The following is a 20,477-nucleotide window of genomic DNA, read 5'->3' on the forward strand; positions in this document are numbered from 1 at the left end:
ACCATCATGACGCCCTTTACCCTTTCTGAAAAATGAATAATATTAACCAGACTATTCACGAATTGAGAAAACCATGGACCTGACGCAACTGGAAATGTTTAACGCTGTCGCTCTGACGGGCAGCATTACGCAGGCGGCGGCAAAAGTGCACCGCGTTCCGTCCAACCTGACCACGCGTATCCGTCAGCTTGAAGCCGACCTGGGCGTCTCTCTGTTTATTCGCGAAAACCAGCGACTCAGGCTGTCACCAGCCGGGCATAACTTTTTACGTTACAGCCAGCAGATCCTGGCGCTGGTTGATGAAGCCCGCATGGTGGTTGCCGGAGAGGAACCGCAAGGACTGTTTTCACTCGGCGCGTTAGAAAGTACTGCCGCCGTACGTATCCCCGCGCTGCTGGCGGGTTATAACCAGCGTTACCCTAAAATTCAGTTCGCGTTAACGACCGGTCCTTCCGGCGCCATGCTGGATGGCGTGCTCGAAGGAAAGCTGAACGCCGCCTTTATTGATGGCCCGCTAATGCATCCGGGGCTGGAAGGTATACCGGCTTACCAGGAAGAGATGATGATCGTCGCGCCACACGGCCATTCCGTCGTTTCGCGGGCCAGCGAGGTGAATGGTTATAACATCTATGCTTTTCGCGCCAACTGTTCTTACCGACGGCATTTCGAAAGCTGGTTTCATGCCGATGGCGCGACCCCCGGTACGATTCACGAAATGGAGTCATATCATGGAATGTTGGCGTGCGTAATTGCCGGCGCAGGTATTGCGCTGATGCCAGCAAGTATGCTCAACAGTATGCCAGGACATCATCAGGTGGAAGCCTGGCCGTTGGCGGAGAAGTGGCGCTGGCTTAACACATGGCTAATGTGGCGGCGCGGGGCGATGACGCGTCAGCTTGAGGCCTTTATCGAGTTACTTAACGCCCAACTGGCGAGCGTCGACTGAAGACGAAACGGCCTGGGAAGTAAATGAGAAGCAGGTCACAAAATGATTGTCTTTTCGCCAGTAAACGTTTTAAGATCGCGGTCTCACCTTCTCGCAACTAACCCGAAATATTTTTATGACAATCAATCCAGTTTCCCGCAAGGTCGCGTGGCTACGGGTAGTTACGCTTGCTATTGCCGCTTTTATTTTCAATACCACAGAATTTGTGCCGGTTGGTTTGCTATCAGACATTGCTGAAAGCTTTCATATGCAAACCGCGCAGGTCGGCATCATGCTAACCATTTACGCCTGGGTAGTTGCCGTCATGTCGCTGCCTTTTATGCTTCTTACCAGTCAAATGGAGCGCCGTAAGCTACTCATTTGTCTGTTTGTTTTGTTTATTGCCAGCCATGTGCTCTCCTTTCTGGCATGGAACTTTACCGTGCTGGTCATTAGCCGTATTGGTATCGCTTTCGCCCACGCTATTTTCTGGTCGATAACCGCCTCGCTGGCGATCCGCCTGGCCCCTGCCGGGAAACGCGCGCAGGCATTAAGTCTGATAGCGACCGGCACCGCGTTGGCCATGGTGCTTGGGCTGCCCATAGGTCGCGTTGTTGGTCAGTATTTTGGCTGGCGCACCACCTTTTTTGCCATCGGCATGGGCGCATTAATTACGCTGCTATGTCTGATTAAGCTTCTACCGAAATTGCCGAGCGAGCATTCCGGCTCACTAAAAAGTTTACCTTTGCTATTCCGACGCCCGGCGCTGATGAGCCTCTATGTACTGACCGTCGTTGTGGTGACTGCGCATTACACAGCTTATAGCTATATTGAACCGTTCGTTCAGAATGTCGCCGGGCTCAGTGCGAATTTTGCTACCGTCCTGTTACTGATCCTCGGCGGCGCCGGGATCATCGGCAGCCTTGTGTTTGGTAAACTGGGTAATCGTCATGCCTCGTCGCTCGTCAGTATCGCTATTGCCCTGCTGGTTGTCTGTCTGCTTCTGCTGCTGCCTGCGGCGGATAGCGAAGCGCATCTGGCCATACTGAGCATTTTCTGGGGCATCGCGATTATGGTGATAGGGCTCGGTATGCAGGTGAAAGTACTGGCGCTGGCCCCGGACGCGACCGATGTCGCAATGGCGCTATTTTCAGGCATCTTTAATATTGGTATTGGCGCTGGCGCGCTGGTAGGTAATCAGGTGAGTTTGCACTGGTCAATGTCGGCCATCGGCTATATTGGCGCCATACCCGCCTGTGCCGCGCTGGTATGGGCTGTGCTCATATTCCGCAAATGGCCAGTGACGCTGGAAGAACAACCGCATTAAGACATTCGTCTGCCGGGAACAGGTTTCCGGCAGACGACAATGCGCCTTAGTGGTACGTTTTAATAATTTCCAACACGCCGTTGATAATAAATTGCACGCCCATACACACCAGCAGGAATCCCATTAAGCGGGAGATCGCTTCAATCCCCCCTTTACCCACCAGCCGCATAATAGCGCCAGAACTGCGTAAGCATCCCCACAGGATCACCGCCACGGCAAGAAAAATAATCGGCGGCGCGACCATAATGACCCAGTCGGGAAACTCGCCGCCATGACGCACCGTGGAAGCGGAACTGATGATCATTGCGATGGTCCCCGGTCCTGCGGTGCTTGGCATAGCCAGTGGAACAAACGCAATATTGGCCGTCGGTTCGTCTGCCAGCTCCTCCGATTTGCTTTTCGCTTCCGGCGACTCATGCGCCTTCTGCTGCGGGAAAAGCATTCTGAAGCCGATAAACGCCACGATTAACCCCCCGGCGATCCGTAGCCCTGGAATCGAAATACCGAAGGTGTTCATAACTAACTGCCCGGCGTAGTACGCCACCATCATAATAGCGAAGACATAAACCGAAGCCATATAGGACTGCCGGTTGCGTTCCGCACTATTCATATTGCCCGCAAGGCCAAGAAACAGCGCCACGGTGGTTAGCGGATTGGCTAACGGGAGCAGTACGACCAGCCCCAATCCAATCGCTTTAAACAAATCCATCATAATACTATCTCTTACCCATCAGCGTTTCATGAACCGGAAGTATAAAGTGAAATTGCCCAGGCGCGCCATTTCGCCAGTGTGCAAATTAATATCCTCTACAACCTATAACCTGTAATTATCAATTAGTTACAAGTTATCACAGCACAATACTCCGGACGCCTTTTAGCAAATCGTGGCATCGGCCAATTCATTTAGTTGACTTATACTTGCCTGGGCAATAGTATCTGACGAAATTAATTACTTGCCGGGGCAACCATTTTGAAAAGCACCAGTGATCTGTTCAATGAAATCATTCCGCTGGGTCGCTTGATCTACATGGTAAATCAAAAAAAAGATCGCCTGTTAAATAACTATTTATCCCCGCTGGATATCACCGCAACACAGTTTAAAGTGCTGTGCTCGATACGCTGCGCGGGATGTATTACCCCGGTTGAACTTAAAAAAGTGCTGTCTGTCGATCTCGGCGCATTGACGCGGATGCTCGACCGCCTGCTGTGCAAAGGCTGGATCGAAAGACTGCCGAATCCTAATGACAAACGCGGCGTACTGGTGAAGCTAACGCCGGACGGCGCGGCAATTTGTGAGCAATGTCATCAACGACCAGGGCAAGACCTGCATCAGGAATTAACAAAAAACTTAACGGCGGACGAAGTGGCAACGCTTGAGTATTTGCTCAAGAAAATTCTGCCGTAGACAAAAAAGAGGTATGACGATGTCCAGACGCAACACTGACGCTATTACTATTCATAGCATTTTGGACTGGATCGAGGATAACCTGGAGTCGCCGCTCTCACTGGAAAAAGTGTCTGAGCGTTCAGGATATTCCAAATGGCACCTGCAACGGATGTTTAAAAAAGAGACCGGTCATTCATTAGGTCAATACATCCGCAGCCGTAAGATGACGGAAATCGCGCAAAAATTAAAAGAGAGCAACGAGCCCATTCTCTATCTGGCGGAACGCTATGGCTTTGAGTCACAGCAAACATTGACCCGGACGTTCAAAAACTATTTTGATGTGCCGCCACACAAATACCGGATCACCAATATGCATGGCGAATCACGGTATATGCTGCCGCTGAACCATGGCAACTACTAGTTTGTTTATGCGCCACGCGAAGAGCACCATGAAAATGCTGTTTCCCGCCCTGCCGGGTCTGTTACTTATCGCCTCCGGATATGGCATTGCAGAACAAACTTTGTTACCTGTGGCGCAAAATAGCCGCGATGTGATGCTTCTGCCCTGTGTGGGCGATCCGCCAAATGACCTTCACCCCGTGAGCGTGAACAGCGATAAGTCAGATGAATTAGGCGTGCCCTATTATAACGACCAACACCTTTAACCTCTTTGCCCCGTTTTGCGGGGCATTTTTTTAGTACTGTCTGGCGATGACAAGTCCGCCGCTATTACCTCGCGGCATGGTCTGAAATTAGCGTTTGTCTTCTTAGTAACATAATGCCTCATCCCCTGACGCGCGCAGTACGGCGCACACGAAATCCAAACATATTGATATAGAGTCCAGCCATAATCAGTACTGCGCCCGCAAGCTGCATCCCGGTCAACGTTTCCCCGAGTAACACCGCAGCGCTCGCCAGCCCGACTACCGGCACCAGCAATGATAACGGCGCCACGCGCCAGGTCTCATAGCGCCCCAGTAACGTGCCCCAGATGCCGTAGCCAAGTATAGTGGCGACAAAAGCCAGATAAAGCAGCGACAATATCGTCGTCATATCGATGGTAATAAGGCTTTGCGTAATGTGATCCGCCCCCTCCAGTAGCAGCGATGACAGCAGGAACGGCAGGATCGGGATCAGCGCGCTCCAGACCACCAGCGACATCACCGCCGGGCGCGGACTATGTTGCATAATTTTTTTATTAAAGATATTGCCGCAGGCCCAGCTAAATGCCGCCGCCAGAGTCAGCATAAATCCCGACATCGCTATATGTTGTCCGTTGAGACTGGCTTCAATCAATACCAGTACACCTATAATCGCCAGGGCGATCCCCGCCAACTGCTTACGTTGTAACCGCTCGCTAAAAACAAACGCCCCCAATGCCATGGTAAAAAAGGCCTGCGCCTGTAATACCAACGACGCCAGTCCTGCGGGCATACCAAACTTTATCGCGCAAAAGAGAAAGGCGAACTGCCCAAAGCTTATCGTTAGCCCATAGCCCAGCAACAGCGTAAGCGGGACTTTAGGCCGGGCGACAAAGAAAATTGCCGGAAACGCCACCAGTAAAAATCGTAATCCTGCCAGCAATAATGGCGGCATATGGTGCAGGCCTACTTTAATGACAACAAAATTGAGCCCCCATACGACAACCACCAGTAACGCCAAAAAACCGTCTTTACGCGACATCATCGGCCCCTGTCATTATTAAAATTTTGTAAAAAGGTAAGTTATCGGAAATCAGTGCGCCATAACAGGACTTTTCTTTTTACCGTGAGCATGGCATTGAACAACACACGATGGGCAAAATCCTGCGTTATGGTATGTTAAGACTACGCTATAGCGTACAGACATCATGCTTTTGCGGGCACGGTAGATTAAAACGTCCCGATACGTAACCTCCATTTCAGGCAGGAAAAATGAATCCAGGATTGAGACGTTCGACGTTGGCTCTACTCGCCTCATCGCTGTTATTGACAATTGGACGCGGGGCCACGCTCCCCTTTATGACCATCTATCTTAACCGTCAGTACGGTTTAGGCGTGGATCTGATTGGCTACGCGCTGACCAGCGCGTTAACGATTGGCGTCGTCTTTAGTCTTGGCTTTGGGATTCTGGCGGACAAGTTTGATAAAAAGCGCTACATGTTACTCGCGATTATCGCCTTCGCCTGTGGATTTATCGCCATCCCAATGGTGCATAATGTCGTACTGGTTGTCCTGCTTTTTGCGCTTATTAACTGCGCCTATTCGGTTTTTTCTACCGTCCTGAAGGCCTGGTTCGCCGATAATCTCACCGCGACAACAAAAACACGGATTTTTTCGCTCAACTATACCGTACTCAATATCGGCTGGACGGTTGGCCCGCCGCTCGGCACGCTGCTGGTGATGCAAAGCATCAATTTACCCTTCTGGCTTGCCGCCATCTGCTCCGCATTTCCGCTGGTCTTTATTCAGGTATGGGTGACACGTTCGGTTGCCGCCAGCGAGGGGAAAAATGCCGCTATCTGGTCTCCCTCCGTTCTGCTGCGCGACAAAGCATTATTGTGGTTTACGCTTTCGGCATTTCTGGCCTCCTTTGTGGGGGGCGCCTTTGCGTCCTGTATTTCACAGTACGTTATGGTCGTTGCCGATAGCGGCTTCGCGGAAAAAGTGGTAGCCGTCGTCCTGCCGGTTAATGCGGTTATTGTGGTCAGTTTGCAATACGCCGTGGGCCGTCGACTTACCGCCGTCAATATTCGACCAATGATGACGACCGGCACCGTCTTTTTTATCGCCGGGCTCATCGGATTTATTTTTTCAGGCGACAATCTGTTTTTTTGGGGACTTTCAGCGGCAGTATTCACGATTGGCGAAATTATTTATGCCCCCGGCGAATATATGTTAATTGACAACATTGCGCCTGCCGGGATGAAAGCCAGCTATTTTTCAGCGCAATCGCTGGGCTGGCTGGGTGCGGCGGTAAACCCGCTGGCCAGCGGCGTCATCCTGACGACGCTTCCCGCCTGGTCGCTTTTCGTTGTCCTGATAATCGCCATTGTGTTCGCCTGGGCACTGATGTTAAAAGGAATGCGGATTACCCCTACGCAACAGGCTATCACCTGTTAATTATCTGCAGCCAGTGATGTGCGCAGTTTCTGGCGCACCGGGTTAACCCTATATATTGCAGGCTAATTATCTGCTGTCACTGCGGTAATTCAGGAATATTCCTGGGCGCTGACGAAAATATTCTAATGCTTTACCCTTCCAGTAAAATAAATACGCAATTCAGACTTTGCTTAAGTATAAATTAGTACTATAGTCTGTACGAGGTTTTTTAAAAAAGAGGATGCACGCTAAAATAAGGAGAAACGAGATGTTAGGCAGTATTAACCTTTTTATCGTTGTATTAGGAATTATTTTATTTTCCGGATTTCTGGCCGCCTGGTTCAGTCACAAATGGGATGATTAATGAACGGAGATAATCCCTCGCAGAGCCGGCCCCTTGCTGCATCGTTGCGCAAGGGGCCGCTTTTGTCTGGATGGCAGGCAAAAAAAACCGCCGGTTCACCAGCGGTAAATGCTTGCATGGATAGATTTGTGTTTTGCTTATACGCTACCGGGCAAATTCTTGCGAGGATAACGGATCGCTAACGACTGTAGCACCGTCAATATCAATGAAGCTTAAACGATACGCAACCAGACCTGAATAAGACATTATGGGACCTTTTGTCCCCCAGGCGCTTTTACAAGACCCATGGTATCAGGCCAGCCGCGTGCCCCGTATGGCTGACCTGGAGATTGCCGGTTAGCGCGCGTTATTTTTGCAATCGATTCACGCGAACAAGCGGTTCCTTCGCTTTCTTGTCCAGACTACCGTTAATGTTGATCATTTGATCCGGCTGAACTTCCCGCCCATCAAATACGGCGGAAGGAATTATCACGTTAATCTCGCCGGATTTATCACGAAATACATAGCGATCGTCGCCTTTATGATCAATAAGGTTGCCGCGCAGCGAAACGGTCGCGCCATCATGCAGGGTTTTTGCCTGTTCGATGGTCATTTTTTCTGCATCATCCGTACCGCGATAACCATCCTCAATAGCATGAGGCGGCGGCGGTGCCACGTCTTTTTTTAATCCCCCTTGATCATCCGCTAGCGCGTAAGGCATTATCAGAAAACTTAGAAATGCAGCCACCTGTAGTTTCATGCTCTCTCCTTAATAACGTCTATTTGACGTATTAAGTCTGGCCGCTATTTTTAATTTTTACAAACATGAATTTACCCGCAGAATATTAAGCAATAAAATCAACCCATCCGGATTAATATGCAACCGACATCAGCGCCGGTGAGCGCGAAAGCGTAACGGCGTAATAGTTAACTTGCCACATCGCTGAAGTCATATGCATCAACGTCTGGATAGCAATTCAGAATAATCGGCTTTATTTTTTGAGGATAATGGCCTTACGCATAATCAATGACAGTCATCGCCGCAGGAAAGTAAGCAAGTTATGCAACAGCGGGTTTGTTGGTAACTGGATAAAATAATCATTCACTGACAATGTCATAAAATAAATATGCCATACTTGAGAAGAACGAACAGATTTCATTTGTCTCTGTAACGGAAAAATAAACGATGAGATTAGAACAGCACGATATTGTCACCCTTGATGAAGCCGAATCCGTCGATAGCCTGACAAAAAAACTTGGTGATTTACTGGTTAACCAGAAACTCCGTCTGACCACTGCAGAATCCTGCACTGGCGGGAAACTGGCTTCAGCATTGTGCGCAGCAGAAGATACGCCCTCATTTTACGGTGTGGGTTATGTCACCTTTACTGATGAAGCCAAAGCAAAAATCTTACGCGTACAACGCCACAGTCTTGCCGAACATACCGCCGTCAGCGAAGCGGTCGTTACTGAAATGGCACAGGGCGCTAAGGATCAGGCTGAGGTCAATATCAGCATAGCAATCAGCGGCTATGGCGGTCCGGAAGGCGGCGAAGATGGCACGCCGGCGGGCACAGTTTGGTTTGCCTGGAATATTAACAATACAACTTTTACAAGCCGACAACATTTCAACGGAGATTGTCAGGAAGTATTGGAAAAATGCGTACGCTTCGCCCTCGCTGAATTGCTTTTTCTGTTAACGAAGAAAGCATAAAAAATAATTTCATCTGACCGGTCAGAATAACTCCCGGTCAGAATAAAAAAATGCGAGCCTATGGCCCGCATCGTATGCGCAATATTTCAGAATATATTTACGAAATATCAGCAGTAAAATTAATTGCCGGATTTCCGTCCGCCACTGTGGCTATTCTGGCCACCTTTTTTACCCGCTTCAGATGCACGCTGTGGGTCGTTTTTAAAGTTCCCACCGCTATGCTGGCCGCCTTTACGACCTGCTTCTGAGGCTTTCTCTTTATCTTCTGCAAAATTACCGGAACCGCCGCGATGTTCTGCCATAATATAATCCTCATGATGATGTTGCGTTTTAAATATGATATGTCTTCTCATATCATGTGATACAGTTCTAAATCTAGTCGCCCTGTGCGCAGTGTCAAATTCATTTCTGCATTATTTACATAACGCCGATACATGGCGGAAAATATATTTTTTGAAAACATCAACAGCGAAGCGGTAATAAATCTTTGGCAATCAAGCCACCACGGGAAAATAAGTAGAAAAATCCGAATGCACGCCCTCTTTATATTCAGACAATTTAACCCCATAAATTTAACTGGCTGTCATCAGAAGTGCAGGATTCATTTTCAGGCGGTTGTTCGACAGTGCCGAACAACCGTATCAGCTTAGCGATCGAGCCCACGATATTGCAACATGGGGTCAATATGCGGTTCATGTCCCCGCCAGGCTGAATAAAGCGTTTCTAAATCAGTACTATTCCCCCGGGAAAGGATAGCATCACGAAAACGCTGCCCGTTTTCACGCGTCAGGCCGCCCTGCTCTACAAACCATTGATAACCGTCATCCGCTAACATTTGCGTCCACAGGTAGGCGTAGTATCCCGCTGCGTAGCCGCCGCCGAAGATATGGGCAAAATAACTGCTGCGATAGCGGGGCGGCACTGCCGGTAAATCAAGATGCTCGGCGGCCAGCGCCTGCTGCTCGAACTCAGCGACAGACTGCTCTGCTACGCTCTCCTCCAGCATATGCCAGCGCATATCCAGCAATGCGGCGCCGAGCAATTCAGTCATATCGTAACCTTTATTAAATAAACTCGCCTTGCGCATTCTTTCCTGTAAATCAGCAGGCATTTTTTCACCGCTGTCGACATGACGCGCGTAGCGTTCGAACACACGTGGATGGCTCGCCCAATGCTCATTAATCTGGGAGGGAAACTCGACAAAGTCGCGGGGCGTATTGGTACCTGAAAGCGTAGCATAGCGCTGAACGGCAAACAAACCATGTAACGTATGACCAAACTCATGGAAGAGCGTAATAACGTCGTCCCAAAGCAGTAATGCAGGCTGCCCATCAACCGGTTTCTGATAGTTACATACATTGTATATAACGGGCCGGGTTTCATTGAGTGTGGATTGCTCGACAAAATTCCCCATCCACGCGCCGCCGCTTTTCGAGTCCCGCGCGAAGAAGTCGCCATAAAATAACGCCATGCCGACACCATCGGAATCGAAAATCTCCCACACCCGAACATCAGGGTGATACACCGGAATGTCAAAACGCTCGACGAAGGTGATGCCGAATAGCTGGTTGGCGGTCCAGAAAACCCCCTCTTGCAACACCGTATTTAAGGCAAAATAGGGCTTCAGTTGCGCTTCATCTAACGCATATTTTTCCCGCCGTACCTGTTCGGCATAGAACATCCAGTCCCAGGCCTGAACGGTGTAGCCGCCCTGCTCACCATCAATGACGTTCTGAATTTCCGCCTGTTCATTGAGTACACGCTGACGCGCTGGCGGCACAATGCCACGCATAAAGCTCAGTGCGGCTTGCGGCGTTTTCGCCATCTGATCGGCCATTTTCCATGCGGCATAATTGGGGAAACCCAGCAGTTTTGCCTGACAGCGACGAATCTCTACCAGACGCTGAACGATAGCGCGGGTATCGTGGGCATCTCCTTTTTCCGCCCGAGTCCATGACGCTGCGAATAAATTTTCGCGGGTCTGGCGATCGCGCAGCGTAGCAAGCGCAGGCTGTTGCGTCGTATTAAGGAGCGGAATGAACCAGCGCTCCTCCAGGCCTTTTTCACGCGCCGCTTCAGCAGCGACGGTCATTTCTTCCGGGCTTAATCCTGCCAGGCAATGCGCGTCATCGACCGCCAGCCCGCCCGCTTTACTTGCCGCCAGCAGACGCTGATTAAACTGACTCATTAAGGTCGCGGATTCAGTATTCAATACCTTCAGTCGCGCTTTATCCTCTTCGACAAGCTGCGCGCCTGCCAACACAAAACGCTGATGGATCACATCGACCAACCGTAGCGACTCATCATCCAGCCCCAGTGAGTGACGCTGTTGCCAGACGGCGTCCACGCGAGCGAATAACGCGCTATTCAGATAAATATCGTTGGAGAGCGCCGCCAGCTCGGCAGAAAAGGCCTCATCCAACCGCTGGAGTTCATCGTTAGTGTGCGCGGCCGTCATCGCGAAAAAAACGCTGGTGACGCGTGACAGAAGCGCCCCGCTTTGCTCCAGCGCCAGAAGCGTATTCGTAAAGTCAGGGGCCGCCGGATGATTGACGATGGCCTCGATTTCCACGCGTTTTTGCCGCACGCCCTCATCAAAAGCAGGACGATAATGGCAATCTTTGATCCGATCAAAACGCGGTGCCTGATAGGGCAACATACTCTGGTCTAACAAAGGATTCGTCGACATTTTTCACTCCTGAAAATAGGTTGATCATAAGAGTAAGCTTCCCCCTATGCTGACCGCAACCGTGTTAACCAGGATTACCCTTTCATAAACGCCGCGTGCTATGGTAATACAACACAAAAAGCGTTGAGGAACTGTGTGATGATCGTTTTAGTAACTGGAGCAACCGCAGGGTTTGGCGAGTGCATTGCACGCCGTTTTGTTGAGAATGGACATAAAGTCATTGCCACGGGACGTCGTCATGAACGCCTGCAAGCGTTAAAAGATGAGCTTGGCGAGAACGTATTGACCGCCCAACTGGACGTGCGCAACCGCGCGGCCATCGAAGAGATGATGGCCTCTCTGCCTGCGCAGTGGCGCGATATTGATGTGCTGGTCAATAACGCCGGTCTGGCGCTGGGTCTTGAACCGGCGCATAAAGCCAGCGTAGAAGACTGGGAAACTATGATCGATACTAATAATAAAGGCTTAATTTATATGACCCGCGCCGTGCTGCCAGGAATGGTCGAACGTAATCGCGGTCATATCATTAACATCGGTTCAACCGCCGGCAGTTGGCCTTATGCTGGTGGCAACGTCTATGGCGCGACGAAAGCCTTTGTGCGCCAGTTTAGCCTGAATTTGCGCACGGATTTACACGGCACGGCGGTTCGCGTGACCGACATTGAACCGGGTCTGGTTGGCGGTACCGAGTTTTCCAGCGTCCGTTTCAAAGGCGACGATGAGAAAGCGGGTAAAACTTACGAAAATACCACCGCGCTCACGCCAGAAGACATTACCGAAGCGGTATGGTGGGTGGCCACGCTCCCCGCGCATGTGAATATTAATACCGTTGAAATGATGCCTGTTACCCAATCCTTCGCAGGGCTCAGCGTCCACCGTAGCTAAGGGGTTATACCCGGTCTGCGGGCCGGGTAATCCCTGGCAAACGTATCTGCAACCAGAAACATGATCGGTATAGACCGCCACGGAAAAGTGGTAGAGTATCCGGGTCAACCGCCTAAAAAGTAAGAATGAATGACCGTCGAAACGCAGCTTAACCCTACACAGCCTGTCAACCAGCAAATTTACCGTATTCTTCGGCGTGATATCGTGCATTGTCTTATCCCGCCTGGCACGCCGCTATCAGAAAAAGAGGTCTCAACCCGTTTTAACGTTTCGCGTCAACCGGTGCGCGAGGCTTTTATAAAGCTGGCGGAAAATGGGTTGATTCAGATCCGCCCTCAGCGCGGTAGTTATGTGAATAAGATTTCGCTTTCTCAGGTACAGAATGGCTGTTTTGTACGGCAGGCGATCGAATGCGCGGTGGTCCGCCGTGCTGCGGCGATGATCACCGACAACCAGTGCTATCAACTGGCGCAAAACCTGCACCTGCAACATATTGCCATCGAGCGCAAACAGATTGATGATTTTTTCCAGCTTGATGACGATTTCCACCAAAAGCTGGCGCAGATCGCCGATTGCCAGTTAGCGTGGGATACCATTGAAAATATCAAAGCGACAATCGACCGGGTTCGCTATATGAGTCTGGATCATGTTTCTCCGCCGGAGATGTTGTTGCGCCAGCACCATGATATTTTCTCCGCGCTGGAAAATCGTGACGGCAATGCGGTTGAGAGCGCAATGACCCAGCATTTGCAGGAAATTAGCGAATCCGTCCAGCTTATCCGTCAGGAAAACAGCGGCTGGTTTAGCGAAGACTAACCCCCCTTTAACGTCGGGGTGAGACGCCTTCTCCGCTTTCTCACCCTGCACATTCCCGCCTAAAAAGCCGTGAGCTTGATCAAAAACAAAAAAAATTCGCAACGATAAGCGTATTTATATGACGCCCGTCATGCGGGGAAACCTGCGGGCTTTGGCTGTAAGTTTGAAAGGAGAAAACACCATGATGACATACGATCGTAACCGTAACGCAATCACTACCGGTAGCCGGGTCATGATAAGCGGCACGGGTCATACCGGGATTATCAAAGCCATTGAGAGCGAAGGTCTGGATGCAGGTCAAATTCGCCGCGGCAAAACGGTGATTGTCGAAGGTTGTGAAGGTAAATTCGCGCCGGTCGAACTGATTCGTCTTGGCATGAACTGATACCACTGGCCGCTAAGAACCGCTCCGGCCTTCCCGGTAGCATAATGCTACCGGGTCTCTGTTGCGCTACTTCAACCGCTCGGCATATTTCGCCACGCTCGCTTTCGCGCCATATGTCAGTAAACTGTCATAGGCTTCTTGCACTTTTTGCGTAAACCGCGCCGCCTGCGGCAAATCGTTGCCGAAAATTTCAGCCATTCCCAGCAGCGCCTTAACACGACTGGCGCCTTCTTCACTGTTTGCCACGGCGCGCTGAATAACCGGTAATAGCGGATCGCTGACGTCGATCGCCTTACCCTGCTCATCCACGCCGCCAACGTAACGCATCCACCCCGCTACGCCCAGCGCCAGCAAATCAAAATCGCTATGATTAGCAAGATGCCAGCGAACGGAGTCCAGCATACGCTGCGGAAGTTTCTGGCTACCATCCATCGCAATCTGCCAGGTACGATGACGCAGCGCCGGGTTACAGTAACGCGCAATCAACTGATCGGCATAACGCTGTAAATCTACCCCCTGGACTTTCAGCGTTGGCGCCTGCTCGCGTAACATTAACGCCTGCGCGGTCAGACGATAGTTGTCGTCAGCCATGCAGTCATTAATATGCTGATAGCCGGCAAGATACCCCAGATAAGCCAGGAATGAATGACTGCCGTTAAGCATTCGCAGTTTCATCTCTTCAAACGGAACCACGTCGGCGACCAACGTCGCGCCCGCGTTTTCCCACTGCGGACGCCCCGCCACAAACGTATCTTCTATCACCCACTGACGAAACGGTTCGCAGGCGACGCCCGCCGGATCGCGCACGCCGGTCAGTTGTTCGATTTTATCCAGCGTCTCCGGCGTGACCGCAGGGACAATCCGATCAACCATGGTTGACGGAAATGTCACGTTTTGCTCGATCCATATCGCCAGTTCCGCATCCACCTCCCGGGCGTAAGCCGTCACAACCTGACGCGTCACATGCCCATTTTCCGGCATGTTGTCGCAGGACATCACGGTAAATGCCGGTAAGCCTGCGGCTTTACGACGCGCTAACGCTTCGACAATAATACCCGGTGCCGTTAGCGGTTGATGCGGATTTTGCAGGTCGGCGGCAATCATGGGATGTTCCAGCAGAAGTTGGCCCGTGGCTGGCGAATGACAATACCCTTTCTCGGTAATGGTCAGAGACACAATCGCTATTTGCGGTTCGCACATCGCCGCCAACACACGTTCCAGACCATCAACCTGAACATGCAACGCCGCTTTGACGACGCCCACCACACGCGCCGTCCAGGCATCCGCCGACATCTCCGCCACGGTATAGAGGTTATCCTGCTGCTTTAGATCGGCAATCTGCTGTTCGCCGCCAATAAGATTAACCTCATAATAGCCCCAGTCGCTATGCTGCTCCGCAGCCAGAATATCTGTATAAACCCCCTGATGCGCGCGATGAAACGCGCCAAAACCGAGATGGACCATCCGCGCCGCCAGCGCCGCGCGATCGTAATCAGGAAGCGTCGCCTTTGCCGATAAAAGCCTGTTTTGCATTTTATAACCTCTATATTCTGAAAGCGGAACAGTCGCAGAGTAACGCCTGCCCTGGTGCATTTGGATTTACGCTAATTAAACAAAAGTGACCGGACAGCATGGCCGAAACCGCATTAGCGTTCCGGCCATACCGCCAACACGATTTAACTCGTCTGAGTTGCGGAGTGGCGTAACTTCTCTGCCGCTGTCGCTTCCGCCGCATCCTCAGGCAAGCTCAGATCGCGATCTCTGACCTCCGGCATCAACAACGCAGAAATCAGACCAATACACGAGTAGAGCACCAGCATAATTAAGATGGGCAGCCAGGAATCGGTCATGTTACAAAAGATCCCTGCGAGGACGGGGCCAAAACCGACCGCCACCAGCCCCCCTGCCTCTTTTGAAATCGCCATCCGGGTGAAGCGATTACGCGATCCGAAAATTTCCGCCATGGTGATGTTTTCCAGCGCAAATAATCCCAGCACGGCAAAGTTATGAATAACAATGAGCGCCGCCATAATTACGCCAGGGCTATACGTTTTATCTACCACAATAGACAGCATCGGCCAGGCGAGAATAATCGCGGAGATATTCAATATTATATACGGCAGCCGACGACCGTATTTATCGGACAACCACCCCAAGAGTGGGATAGTGATAAAACCAATTACGGAACTTATCATTAACGCATCGGTTGGGATAGATTTGTTAAATAATAACGTCTGAACTAAATATCCGGCAAGGAAGGTTTGAATAAGCCCAGAATTCCCCGCCTGCCCAAAACGTAAACCGGTGGCCAGCCAGAAAGATTTGCTGGTAAACATCGCGCCCAATGTATTTTCTGACGCAGGCGTTAACGCTGGCGATTTTTCGCCTTCGCTTACTTTTTCGAATACCGGACTTTCTTTCAAATTCATTCGCAGCCAGATCGCGAATATCATGACAACGACGCTCGCCAGGAAAGGAATACGCCATCCCCAGGCGATCAGTTGTTCGCGTTCAAGCGCAAAGAACATCACCGCCCAGATCGCCGTCGCGCTCAACGTACCGCAGTTGGTGCCCATCGCGACCAGCGAGGAAATGATGCCACGCTTTCCTTTCGGCGCATACTCGGCCAGCATGGTACCCGCGCCGGAAATTTCCGCCCCGGCGCCCAGCCCCTGTATAATTCGCAATGTTACCAGTAATACTGGCGCAAAAATGCCGATTTGCGCATACGTCGGCAGTACGCCAATCAGCGTGGTGCAGATCCCCATCATGGTGATGGTAATAAACAATACTTTTTTTCGTCCGATGCGGTCGCCCATTTTACCAAAAACAAAGGCGCCGATAATTCTGGCTATATAACCTGCACCATAGGTGCCCATTGCCAGAATAAGCGCCATCGCGGCAGACTGTTCCGGGAAAAATATCTCATGGAAGACCAGAGCCGCGCCTAGTGAATATAACTGAAAATCCATAAATTCAAGCGCGGTGCCTAACCAGCCAGATACGGCAGCGCGCACTAAATCCTGAGTCGATCGTTCATGCTTTATTTGTGTCATATAGGCAATCTCTAAGAGGTAAGATGCGTACCACTTACTCGCAATTATTTATATTATTTCGCAAACGTGAGTAAGACTTTGCAGCATTGACGCTGGTCTTTCTCGAAAAGCTCAATCGCGTCGGTGACATGTTGATAATCAAATGTATGCGTTATCAGCTTATCCGGATCAATAAGCCCTTTATTCAGCCAGTCAATCACGACCGGGAATTTATTGGCATTAAGACGCGATGAATAAATAGCCAGCTCTTTTCCGGTAATACCCTGCTGTACAATCTCACACGGGTCACTGGAAAATCCCATCAGGACAATGCGTGCCGCAGGCGATGCAAGTGTAATCGCCTCTTGCAGGATAGCGGGATGACAGGCGGCATCGACAATCAAGGTCGGCTTTAGCGCCTTCTGCTGTAGAAATTCCGCCAGTGAATGTTGACCATTATTGAGGGTCCAGTCAGCGCCGCTCTGCTTCGCCATCGCTAAACGCTCTTCAATGCGATCAACGGCTATGACCGTTTTAACCTGATAAACCCCCTTCAGCGCCTGTACGGTCGTCAGTCCCATCGGGCCAGCGCCATAGATAAGCGCCACGTCCTGCTCGGTTGGATTCACCTGCCCCGTCACATTTGCCGCAATGGTAAACGGCTCAACCATGACGGCATGATGATCTGCGATGTTGTCCGGTATGCGATGAGCATTACGGGCCGGCGCCACCGCATACTCGCTGAAACCGCCGTCACGATGCACGCCCAGCACCACCAGCGAGGTACACACATTGGGTTTACCGACTGAACAAGGGTAACAATGCCCGCAACTGATCACCGGATCGACGGATACCCGTTCTCCTATCCGGTCGCGATTGACGTTGTCGCCTACCGCGTCGATGACACCGAAAAATTCATGGCCTATGACACGGGGATATTTTGCAAAGGGATTATGTCCCCGATAAATATGACTGTCGGAACCGCAGATACCCGCCAGTTTCACTTTAATACGAACTTCGCCCGGCGCAGGCTGCGGAAGCGCGCGCGTTTCGATAGTTAATGTATTCGGTTTTTCGATTACGATGCTTTTCATTTTTCGCTCCTTACCAGTTCCACAGTGTGCCGTCTTCCAGGCGGGCCACCGGCAAATAGGCTGGATCGTACGGATATTTCGCCGCCAGTTTTTCATCGAACTCAATGCCCAGTCCTGGCTTGTCGCCCGGATGCATATAGCCGCCCTCGAACGTCCAGTTATGCGGGAAAACCTCCAGCATCTGTTCGGAGTAGCCCATAAACTCCTGCACACCAAAGTTAGGCACCCACAGGTCGAAATGTAATGCAGCGGCCATACAAACCGGCGACAGATCGGACGGCCCATGCGAACCGGTACGCACCTGGTAGAGCGAGGCAAAATCGGCAATGCGGCGCATCCCGGTAATACCACCGGCATGGGTAAGCGTGGTGCGGATATAGTCAATCAATTGCTCTTCAATGAGCTGTTTGCAATCCCAGATACTGTTAAAGACTTCGCCTACGGCAATCGGCGTGACCGTATGCTGGCGGATGAGGCGGAAGCACGCCTGATTTTCAGCCGGCGTCGGGTCTTCCATCCAGAACAAACGATAGTCTTCAATACTTTTGCCAAAGCGGGCAGCCTCAATAGGCGTCAGTCGGTGATGCATATCGTGCAGAAGATGTTCATTAAACCCGAACGTATTACGCACGGCGTCAAACAGCTTTGGCGTAAAATCGAGATACTTTTCCGTTGACCACAATTGTTCTTCCGGCCACTGGCCTTTTGTCGCGGGCTCATAGGCCAGCCCCTTGCCTTTCGCCATGCCGTAGGTGGTTTTCATCCCCGGAACGCCGCACTGCACGCGGATTGCTTTGAACCCTTGCTCTTTATGACGCGCGTAGTCTTCCAGCACATCGTCGATGGTGTGGCCTGTGGTATGGCAATACACCATGACGCCTTCACGCGAAGCGCCGCCGAGTAACTGATACAACGGCATATTGGCGGCTTTGGCTTTAATATCCCATAGCGCCATATCAACCGCGGAAATGGCGGACATGGTGACAGGGCCACGGCGCCAGTACGCGCCTTTGTAGAAGAACTGCCAGATATCTTCGATGCGGCGAGCATCCCGCCCGATGAGCTGTGGGCACAGGTGATCGGTAAGGTACGAGGCCACCGGGAGCTCGCGTCCGTTCAGGGTGGCATCCCCCAGACCGGTGATCCCGTCTTCCGTGGTTATCTTTAAGGTGACGAAGTTACGCCCTGGACACGTAACAAAAACTTCAGCCCCTACAATCTTCATTTTTATTCCTTACATCGCATTATGGGATGCAGGAAATTTACCCAACTGAGCTACTACCATACAAGTATATTGATGTAAAAAGCGCTGCCAGATCACAAAATGTTCTGGTCGCGCGGCAATGTTACGTACGTCCCCATCCGACGACGATAATCAGCATTCCACACAGCGCGATCAGCGCGCCGCACCAGTCATAAACCGTGAGCCGGACGCCATCGACAACACGTAACCACAGGAGCGCAGTACAGACATATACCCCACCGTAAGCCGCATAAACCCGCCCACTCGCCGCCGGATGCAAGGTCAAAAGCCAGACGAATAACGCGAGTGACGCGGCAGCAGGCAGAAGCCACCACACGCTGGCGCCGCGCTTAATCCATAGCCAGGGAAGAAAACATCCAATGATTTCACAGAGGGCGGTGACAAAGAAAAGCAGAGTCGTCTTTAGCATGAGATTCATTTGGTTACGAAATGATAAGTGATAATACAACAGAATATCGTTACAGTTATCCGGCCATTCTTGTGTATATGCCAGGCATAAGGATTGGTGTAGAATTTACAGGTGGTTTACCGCTTTTTCCCCTCTAATGAAAGGATGTTGTGATGAACAATACGCTGAGCAAACGCCTGTGCCTGACGGCAATGCTTACGTTGGCGGCCGTTGTATATACTACTTCCGCATTCGCTGAAACCAGTAAACTGGTGATTGAATCGGGAGATAGCGCACAAAGTCGTCAGGAAGCGGCGATGGAAAAGGAACAATGGAACGACACTCGCAGTCTGCGTCAGAAAGTGAATACCCGCGCAGAAAAAGAGTGGGACAAAGCCGATGCCGCCTTTGATAACCGCGATAAATGCGAGCAAAGCGCCAACATCAACGCCTATTGGGAACCCAATACGCTGCGGTGTCTGGATCGTCGTACAGGTCGCGTTATTACGCCCTGATGCAGGATAACTAAAAGGAAGTGTAAAGATACAGTATGACAAGTGACTACAAGGTCAGACTGCGCCCGCTTGAGCGTGAAGATTTACGATTTGTCCACCAGCTTGATAATAATGCCAGCGTTATGCGTTACTGGTTTGAAGAGCCGTATGAGGCTTTTGTCGAACTGTCGGATCTCTACGACAAACACATCCACGACCAAAGCGAACGGCGCTTTGTCGTCGAATGCGATGGTGAAAACGCCGGGCTGGTAGAACTGGTGGAAATTAACCATGTGCATCGGCGGGCGGAATTTCAGATTATTATTTCGCCGGAGTACCAGGGAAAAGGCCTGGCGTCACGCGCGGCCAAACTGGCGATGGATTACGGATTTACCGTACTCAATCTCTATAAATTGTATTTGATCGTCGATAAAGAGAATGAAAAAGCGATTCACATCTACCGTAAACTCGGGTTTAGAGTAGAAGGCGAGCTGATTCATGAGTTCTTCATTAACGGCGAATACCGTAACACCATCCGCATGTGTATCTTCCAGCAGCAGTATCTGGATGAACATAAAACGTCCGGTTCTACGCTCCTGAAACCCACCGCGCAGTAAACGCGGCGCGGTAGTCACGGAGAGTCGCACCGCG

The 20,477-nt window shown here is 51.0% G+C and carries 23 protein-coding genes; 13 read left to right on the top strand and 10 right to left on the bottom strand.

Translation table 11 applies throughout. From position 1 onward, the window contains the following. Positions 1-73 precede the first annotated feature (73 nt). A complete protein-coding gene (gene ptrR, locus NA986_RS04285) occupies positions 74-946 on the top strand; it encodes a putrescine utilization regulator PtrR (RefSeq protein WP_000366539.1) in 873 nt (290 codons plus the stop codon). 115 nt (positions 947-1,061) lie between these two features. Continuing rightward, entirely contained in the window at positions 1,062-2,252 is a 1,191-nt protein-coding gene (locus NA986_RS04290) for a sugar transporter (RefSeq protein ID WP_000154617.1), read from the top strand. A 46-nt stretch (positions 2,253-2,298) separates the two neighbouring features. Here NA986_RS04290 and NA986_RS04295 read toward each other — a convergent pair whose 3' ends face one another. Further along, positions 2,299-2,964 (bottom strand): MarC family NAAT transporter, encoded by a 666-nt coding sequence (locus NA986_RS04295; RefSeq protein ID WP_000968968.1) that lies wholly within the window; start codon positions 2,962-2,964, stop codon positions 2,299-2,301. A gap of 258 nt (positions 2,965-3,222) precedes the next feature. On the opposite strand from NA986_RS04295, the gene marR reads away from it, so the two are divergent. From marR to marB, 3 genes are read left to right on the top strand one after another with little or no spacing between them, the layout of a single operon-like run. Beyond that, the gene (gene marR / locus NA986_RS04300) at positions 3,223-3,657 is read left to right on the top strand and encodes a multiple antibiotic resistance transcriptional regulator MarR (protein WP_000843434.1); all 435 of its coding nucleotides are present in this window, start codon (positions 3,223-3,225) and stop codon (positions 3,655-3,657) included. 19 nt (positions 3,658-3,676) lie between these two features. Continuing rightward, the gene (marA, locus tag NA986_RS04305) at positions 3,677-4,060 is read left to right on the top strand and encodes an MDR efflux pump AcrAB transcriptional activator MarA (protein ID WP_000091194.1); all 384 of its coding nucleotides are present in this window, start codon (positions 3,677-3,679) and stop codon (positions 4,058-4,060) included. A 28-nt stretch (positions 4,061-4,088) separates the two neighbouring features. Next, a complete protein-coding gene (marB, locus tag NA986_RS04310; protein ID WP_000783049.1) occupies positions 4,089-4,304 on the top strand; it encodes a multiple antibiotic resistance protein MarB in 216 nt (71 codons plus the stop codon). 118 nt (positions 4,305-4,422) lie between these two features. On the opposite strand, the gene eamA is transcribed toward marB, so the two are convergent. Then, positions 4,423-5,325: an O-acetylserine/cysteine exporter gene (gene eamA, locus NA986_RS04315; protein WP_023216431.1), complete on the bottom strand. Its 903-nt coding sequence runs from the start codon at positions 5,323-5,325 to the stop codon at positions 4,423-4,425. Between the two features lie 227 nt (positions 5,326-5,552). On the opposite strand from eamA, the gene ydeE reads away from it, so the two are divergent. Together ydeE and mgtS are read left to right on the top strand one after the other, a co-directional pair. Next, the gene (gene ydeE, locus NA986_RS04320; RefSeq protein WP_001068056.1) at positions 5,553-6,740 is read left to right on the top strand and encodes an efflux MFS transporter YdeE; all 1,188 of its coding nucleotides are present in this window, start codon (positions 5,553-5,555) and stop codon (positions 6,738-6,740) included. Positions 6,741-6,987: 247 nt separating this feature from the next. Then, positions 6,988-7,083 (top strand): protein MgtS, encoded by a 96-nt coding sequence (gene mgtS / locus NA986_RS04325; protein ID WP_000901531.1) that lies wholly within the window; start codon positions 6,988-6,990, stop codon positions 7,081-7,083. A 346-nt stretch (positions 7,084-7,429) separates the two neighbouring features. Here the strand turns inward: mgtS and NA986_RS04330 are convergent, their stop codons facing one another. Beyond that, entirely contained in the window at positions 7,430-7,822 is a 393-nt protein-coding gene (locus tag NA986_RS04330) for a YdeI family stress tolerance OB fold protein (RefSeq protein WP_000776348.1), read from the bottom strand. Positions 7,823-8,248: 426 nt separating this feature from the next. Between NA986_RS04330 and NA986_RS04335 the strand changes: the two genes are divergently transcribed. After that, positions 8,249-8,776, top strand: coding sequence for a 2-oxo-tetronate isomerase (locus NA986_RS04335; protein WP_001235357.1), 528 nt, complete (start codon positions 8,249-8,251; stop codon positions 8,774-8,776). Positions 8,777-8,895: 119 nt separating this feature from the next. On the opposite strand, the gene NA986_RS04340 is transcribed toward NA986_RS04335, so the two are convergent. After that, positions 8,896-9,078 carry a general stress protein gene (locus tag NA986_RS04340; protein WP_000807642.1) on the bottom strand — a complete coding sequence of 61 codons (183 nt, stop codon included), beginning with the start codon at positions 9,076-9,078 and terminating at the stop codon, positions 8,896-8,898. A gap of 344 nt (positions 9,079-9,422) precedes the next feature. After that, positions 9,423-11,465: a peptidyl-dipeptidase Dcp gene (gene dcp, locus NA986_RS04345; RefSeq protein WP_023216433.1), complete on the bottom strand. Its 2,043-nt coding sequence runs from the start codon at positions 11,463-11,465 to the stop codon at positions 9,423-9,425. Positions 11,466-11,603: 138 nt separating this feature from the next. Here dcp and ydfG point away from each other — a divergent pair, with 138 nt between their 5' ends. The 3 genes from ydfG (at position 11,604) to ydfZ (ending at position 13,551) form a co-directional block, all read left to right on the top strand. After that, positions 11,604-12,350 carry a bifunctional NADP-dependent 3-hydroxy acid dehydrogenase/3-hydroxypropionate dehydrogenase YdfG gene (gene ydfG / locus NA986_RS04350; RefSeq protein ID WP_000636564.1) on the top strand — a complete coding sequence of 249 codons (747 nt, stop codon included), beginning with the start codon at positions 11,604-11,606 and terminating at the stop codon, positions 12,348-12,350. Between the two features lie 129 nt (positions 12,351-12,479). Next, complete coding sequence (locus NA986_RS04355; RefSeq protein ID WP_000215562.1) at positions 12,480-13,166, top strand: GntR family transcriptional regulator; 687 nt, start codon at positions 12,480-12,482, stop codon at positions 13,164-13,166. A 181-nt stretch (positions 13,167-13,347) separates the two neighbouring features. Next, on the top strand, positions 13,348-13,551 hold the full coding sequence (gene ydfZ, locus NA986_RS04360; RefSeq protein ID WP_000989267.1) for a putative selenium delivery protein YdfZ: 204 nt from the start codon (positions 13,348-13,350) through the stop codon (positions 13,549-13,551). A gap of 66 nt (positions 13,552-13,617) precedes the next feature. Here ydfZ and NA986_RS04365 read toward each other — a convergent pair whose 3' ends face one another. The 5 genes from NA986_RS04365 to NA986_RS04385 all read right to left on the bottom strand — a co-directional run bounded on the left by NA986_RS04365 (position 13,618) and on the right by NA986_RS04385 (position 19,353). Further along, positions 13,618-15,084: a mannitol dehydrogenase family protein gene (locus NA986_RS04365; protein WP_023215884.1), complete on the bottom strand. Its 1,467-nt coding sequence runs from the start codon at positions 15,082-15,084 to the stop codon at positions 13,618-13,620. Between the two features lie 143 nt (positions 15,085-15,227). Then, complete coding sequence (locus NA986_RS04370) at positions 15,228-16,607, bottom strand: MFS transporter (protein ID WP_000192118.1); 1,380 nt, start codon at positions 16,605-16,607, stop codon at positions 15,228-15,230. Positions 16,608-16,660: 53 nt separating this feature from the next. Then, a complete protein-coding gene (locus tag NA986_RS04375; protein ID WP_023215881.1) occupies positions 16,661-17,680 on the bottom strand; it encodes a Zn-dependent oxidoreductase in 1,020 nt (339 codons plus the stop codon). Positions 17,681-17,690: 10 nt separating this feature from the next. Continuing rightward, the gene (gene rspA / locus NA986_RS04380; RefSeq protein WP_000706269.1) at positions 17,691-18,905 is read right to left on the bottom strand and encodes a starvation-sensing protein RspA; all 1,215 of its coding nucleotides are present in this window, start codon (positions 18,903-18,905) and stop codon (positions 17,691-17,693) included. A 121-nt stretch (positions 18,906-19,026) separates the two neighbouring features. Next, a complete protein-coding gene (locus tag NA986_RS04385) occupies positions 19,027-19,353 on the bottom strand; it encodes a YnfA family protein (RefSeq protein WP_000921382.1) in 327 nt (108 codons plus the stop codon). Between the two features lie 152 nt (positions 19,354-19,505). Between NA986_RS04385 and NA986_RS04390 the strand changes: the two genes are divergently transcribed. Further along, positions 19,506-19,847 (top strand): DUF1283 family protein, encoded by a 342-nt coding sequence (locus NA986_RS04390; RefSeq protein WP_001066440.1) that lies wholly within the window; start codon positions 19,506-19,508, stop codon positions 19,845-19,847. Between the two features lie 35 nt (positions 19,848-19,882). Next, positions 19,883-20,443 carry a spermidine N1-acetyltransferase gene (speG, locus tag NA986_RS04395; protein WP_000199997.1) on the top strand — a complete coding sequence of 187 codons (561 nt, stop codon included), beginning with the start codon at positions 19,883-19,885 and terminating at the stop codon, positions 20,441-20,443. Positions 20,444-20,477 lie beyond the last annotated feature (34 nt).

This window comes from Salmonella sp. NW177 (genome assembly GCF_051811585.1).
In the GTDB taxonomy this organism is placed as follows: domain Bacteria; phylum Pseudomonadota; class Gammaproteobacteria; order Enterobacterales; family Enterobacteriaceae; genus Salmonella; species Salmonella enterica.

Coding starts and splice junctions, on each gene's coding strand:
- ptrR (WP_000366539.1), top strand. CDS start 74: ATGGACCTGACGCAACTGGAAATGTTTAACGCTGTCGCTCTGACGGGC.
- NA986_RS04290 (WP_000154617.1), top strand. CDS start 1,062: ATGACAATCAATCCAGTTTCCCGCAAGGTCGCGTGGCTACGGGTAGTT.
- NA986_RS04295 (WP_000968968.1), bottom strand. CDS start 2,964: ATGATGGATTTGTTTAAAGCGATTGGATTGGGGCTGGTCGTACTGCTC.
- marA (WP_000091194.1), top strand. CDS start 3,677: ATGTCCAGACGCAACACTGACGCTATTACTATTCATAGCATTTTGGAC.
- marB (WP_000783049.1), top strand. CDS start 4,089: ATGAAAATGCTGTTTCCCGCCCTGCCGGGTCTGTTACTTATCGCCTCC.
- eamA (WP_023216431.1), bottom strand. CDS start 5,325: ATGATGTCGCGTAAAGACGGTTTTTTGGCGTTACTGGTGGTTGTCGTA.
- ydeE (WP_001068056.1), top strand. CDS start 5,553: ATGAATCCAGGATTGAGACGTTCGACGTTGGCTCTACTCGCCTCATCG.
- mgtS (WP_000901531.1), top strand. CDS start 6,988: ATGTTAGGCAGTATTAACCTTTTTATCGTTGTATTAGGAATTATTTTA.
- NA986_RS04330 (WP_000776348.1), bottom strand. CDS start 7,822: ATGAAACTACAGGTGGCTGCATTTCTAAGTTTTCTGATAATGCCTTAC.
- NA986_RS04335 (WP_001235357.1), top strand. CDS start 8,249: ATGAGATTAGAACAGCACGATATTGTCACCCTTGATGAAGCCGAATCC.
- NA986_RS04340 (WP_000807642.1), bottom strand. CDS start 9,078: ATGGCAGAACATCGCGGCGGTTCCGGTAATTTTGCAGAAGATAAAGAG.
- dcp (WP_023216433.1), bottom strand. CDS start 11,465: ATGTCGACGAATCCTTTGTTAGACCAGAGTATGTTGCCCTATCAGGCA.
- ydfG (WP_000636564.1), top strand. CDS start 11,604: ATGATCGTTTTAGTAACTGGAGCAACCGCAGGGTTTGGCGAGTGCATT.
- NA986_RS04355 (WP_000215562.1), top strand. CDS start 12,480: ATGACCGTCGAAACGCAGCTTAACCCTACACAGCCTGTCAACCAGCAA.
- ydfZ (WP_000989267.1), top strand. CDS start 13,348: ATGATGACATACGATCGTAACCGTAACGCAATCACTACCGGTAGCCGG.
- NA986_RS04365 (WP_023215884.1), bottom strand. CDS start 15,084: ATGCAAAACAGGCTTTTATCGGCAAAGGCGACGCTTCCTGATTACGAT.
- NA986_RS04370 (WP_000192118.1), bottom strand. CDS start 16,607: ATGACACAAATAAAGCATGAACGATCGACTCAGGATTTAGTGCGCGCT.
- NA986_RS04375 (WP_023215881.1), bottom strand. CDS start 17,680: ATGAAAAGCATCGTAATCGAAAAACCGAATACATTAACTATCGAAACG.
- rspA (WP_000706269.1), bottom strand. CDS start 18,905: ATGAAGATTGTAGGGGCTGAAGTTTTTGTTACGTGTCCAGGGCGTAAC.
- NA986_RS04385 (WP_000921382.1), bottom strand. CDS start 19,353: ATGCTAAAGACGACTCTGCTTTTCTTTGTCACCGCCCTCTGTGAAATC.
- NA986_RS04390 (WP_001066440.1), top strand. CDS start 19,506: ATGAACAATACGCTGAGCAAACGCCTGTGCCTGACGGCAATGCTTACG.
- speG (WP_000199997.1), top strand. CDS start 19,883: ATGACAAGTGACTACAAGGTCAGACTGCGCCCGCTTGAGCGTGAAGAT.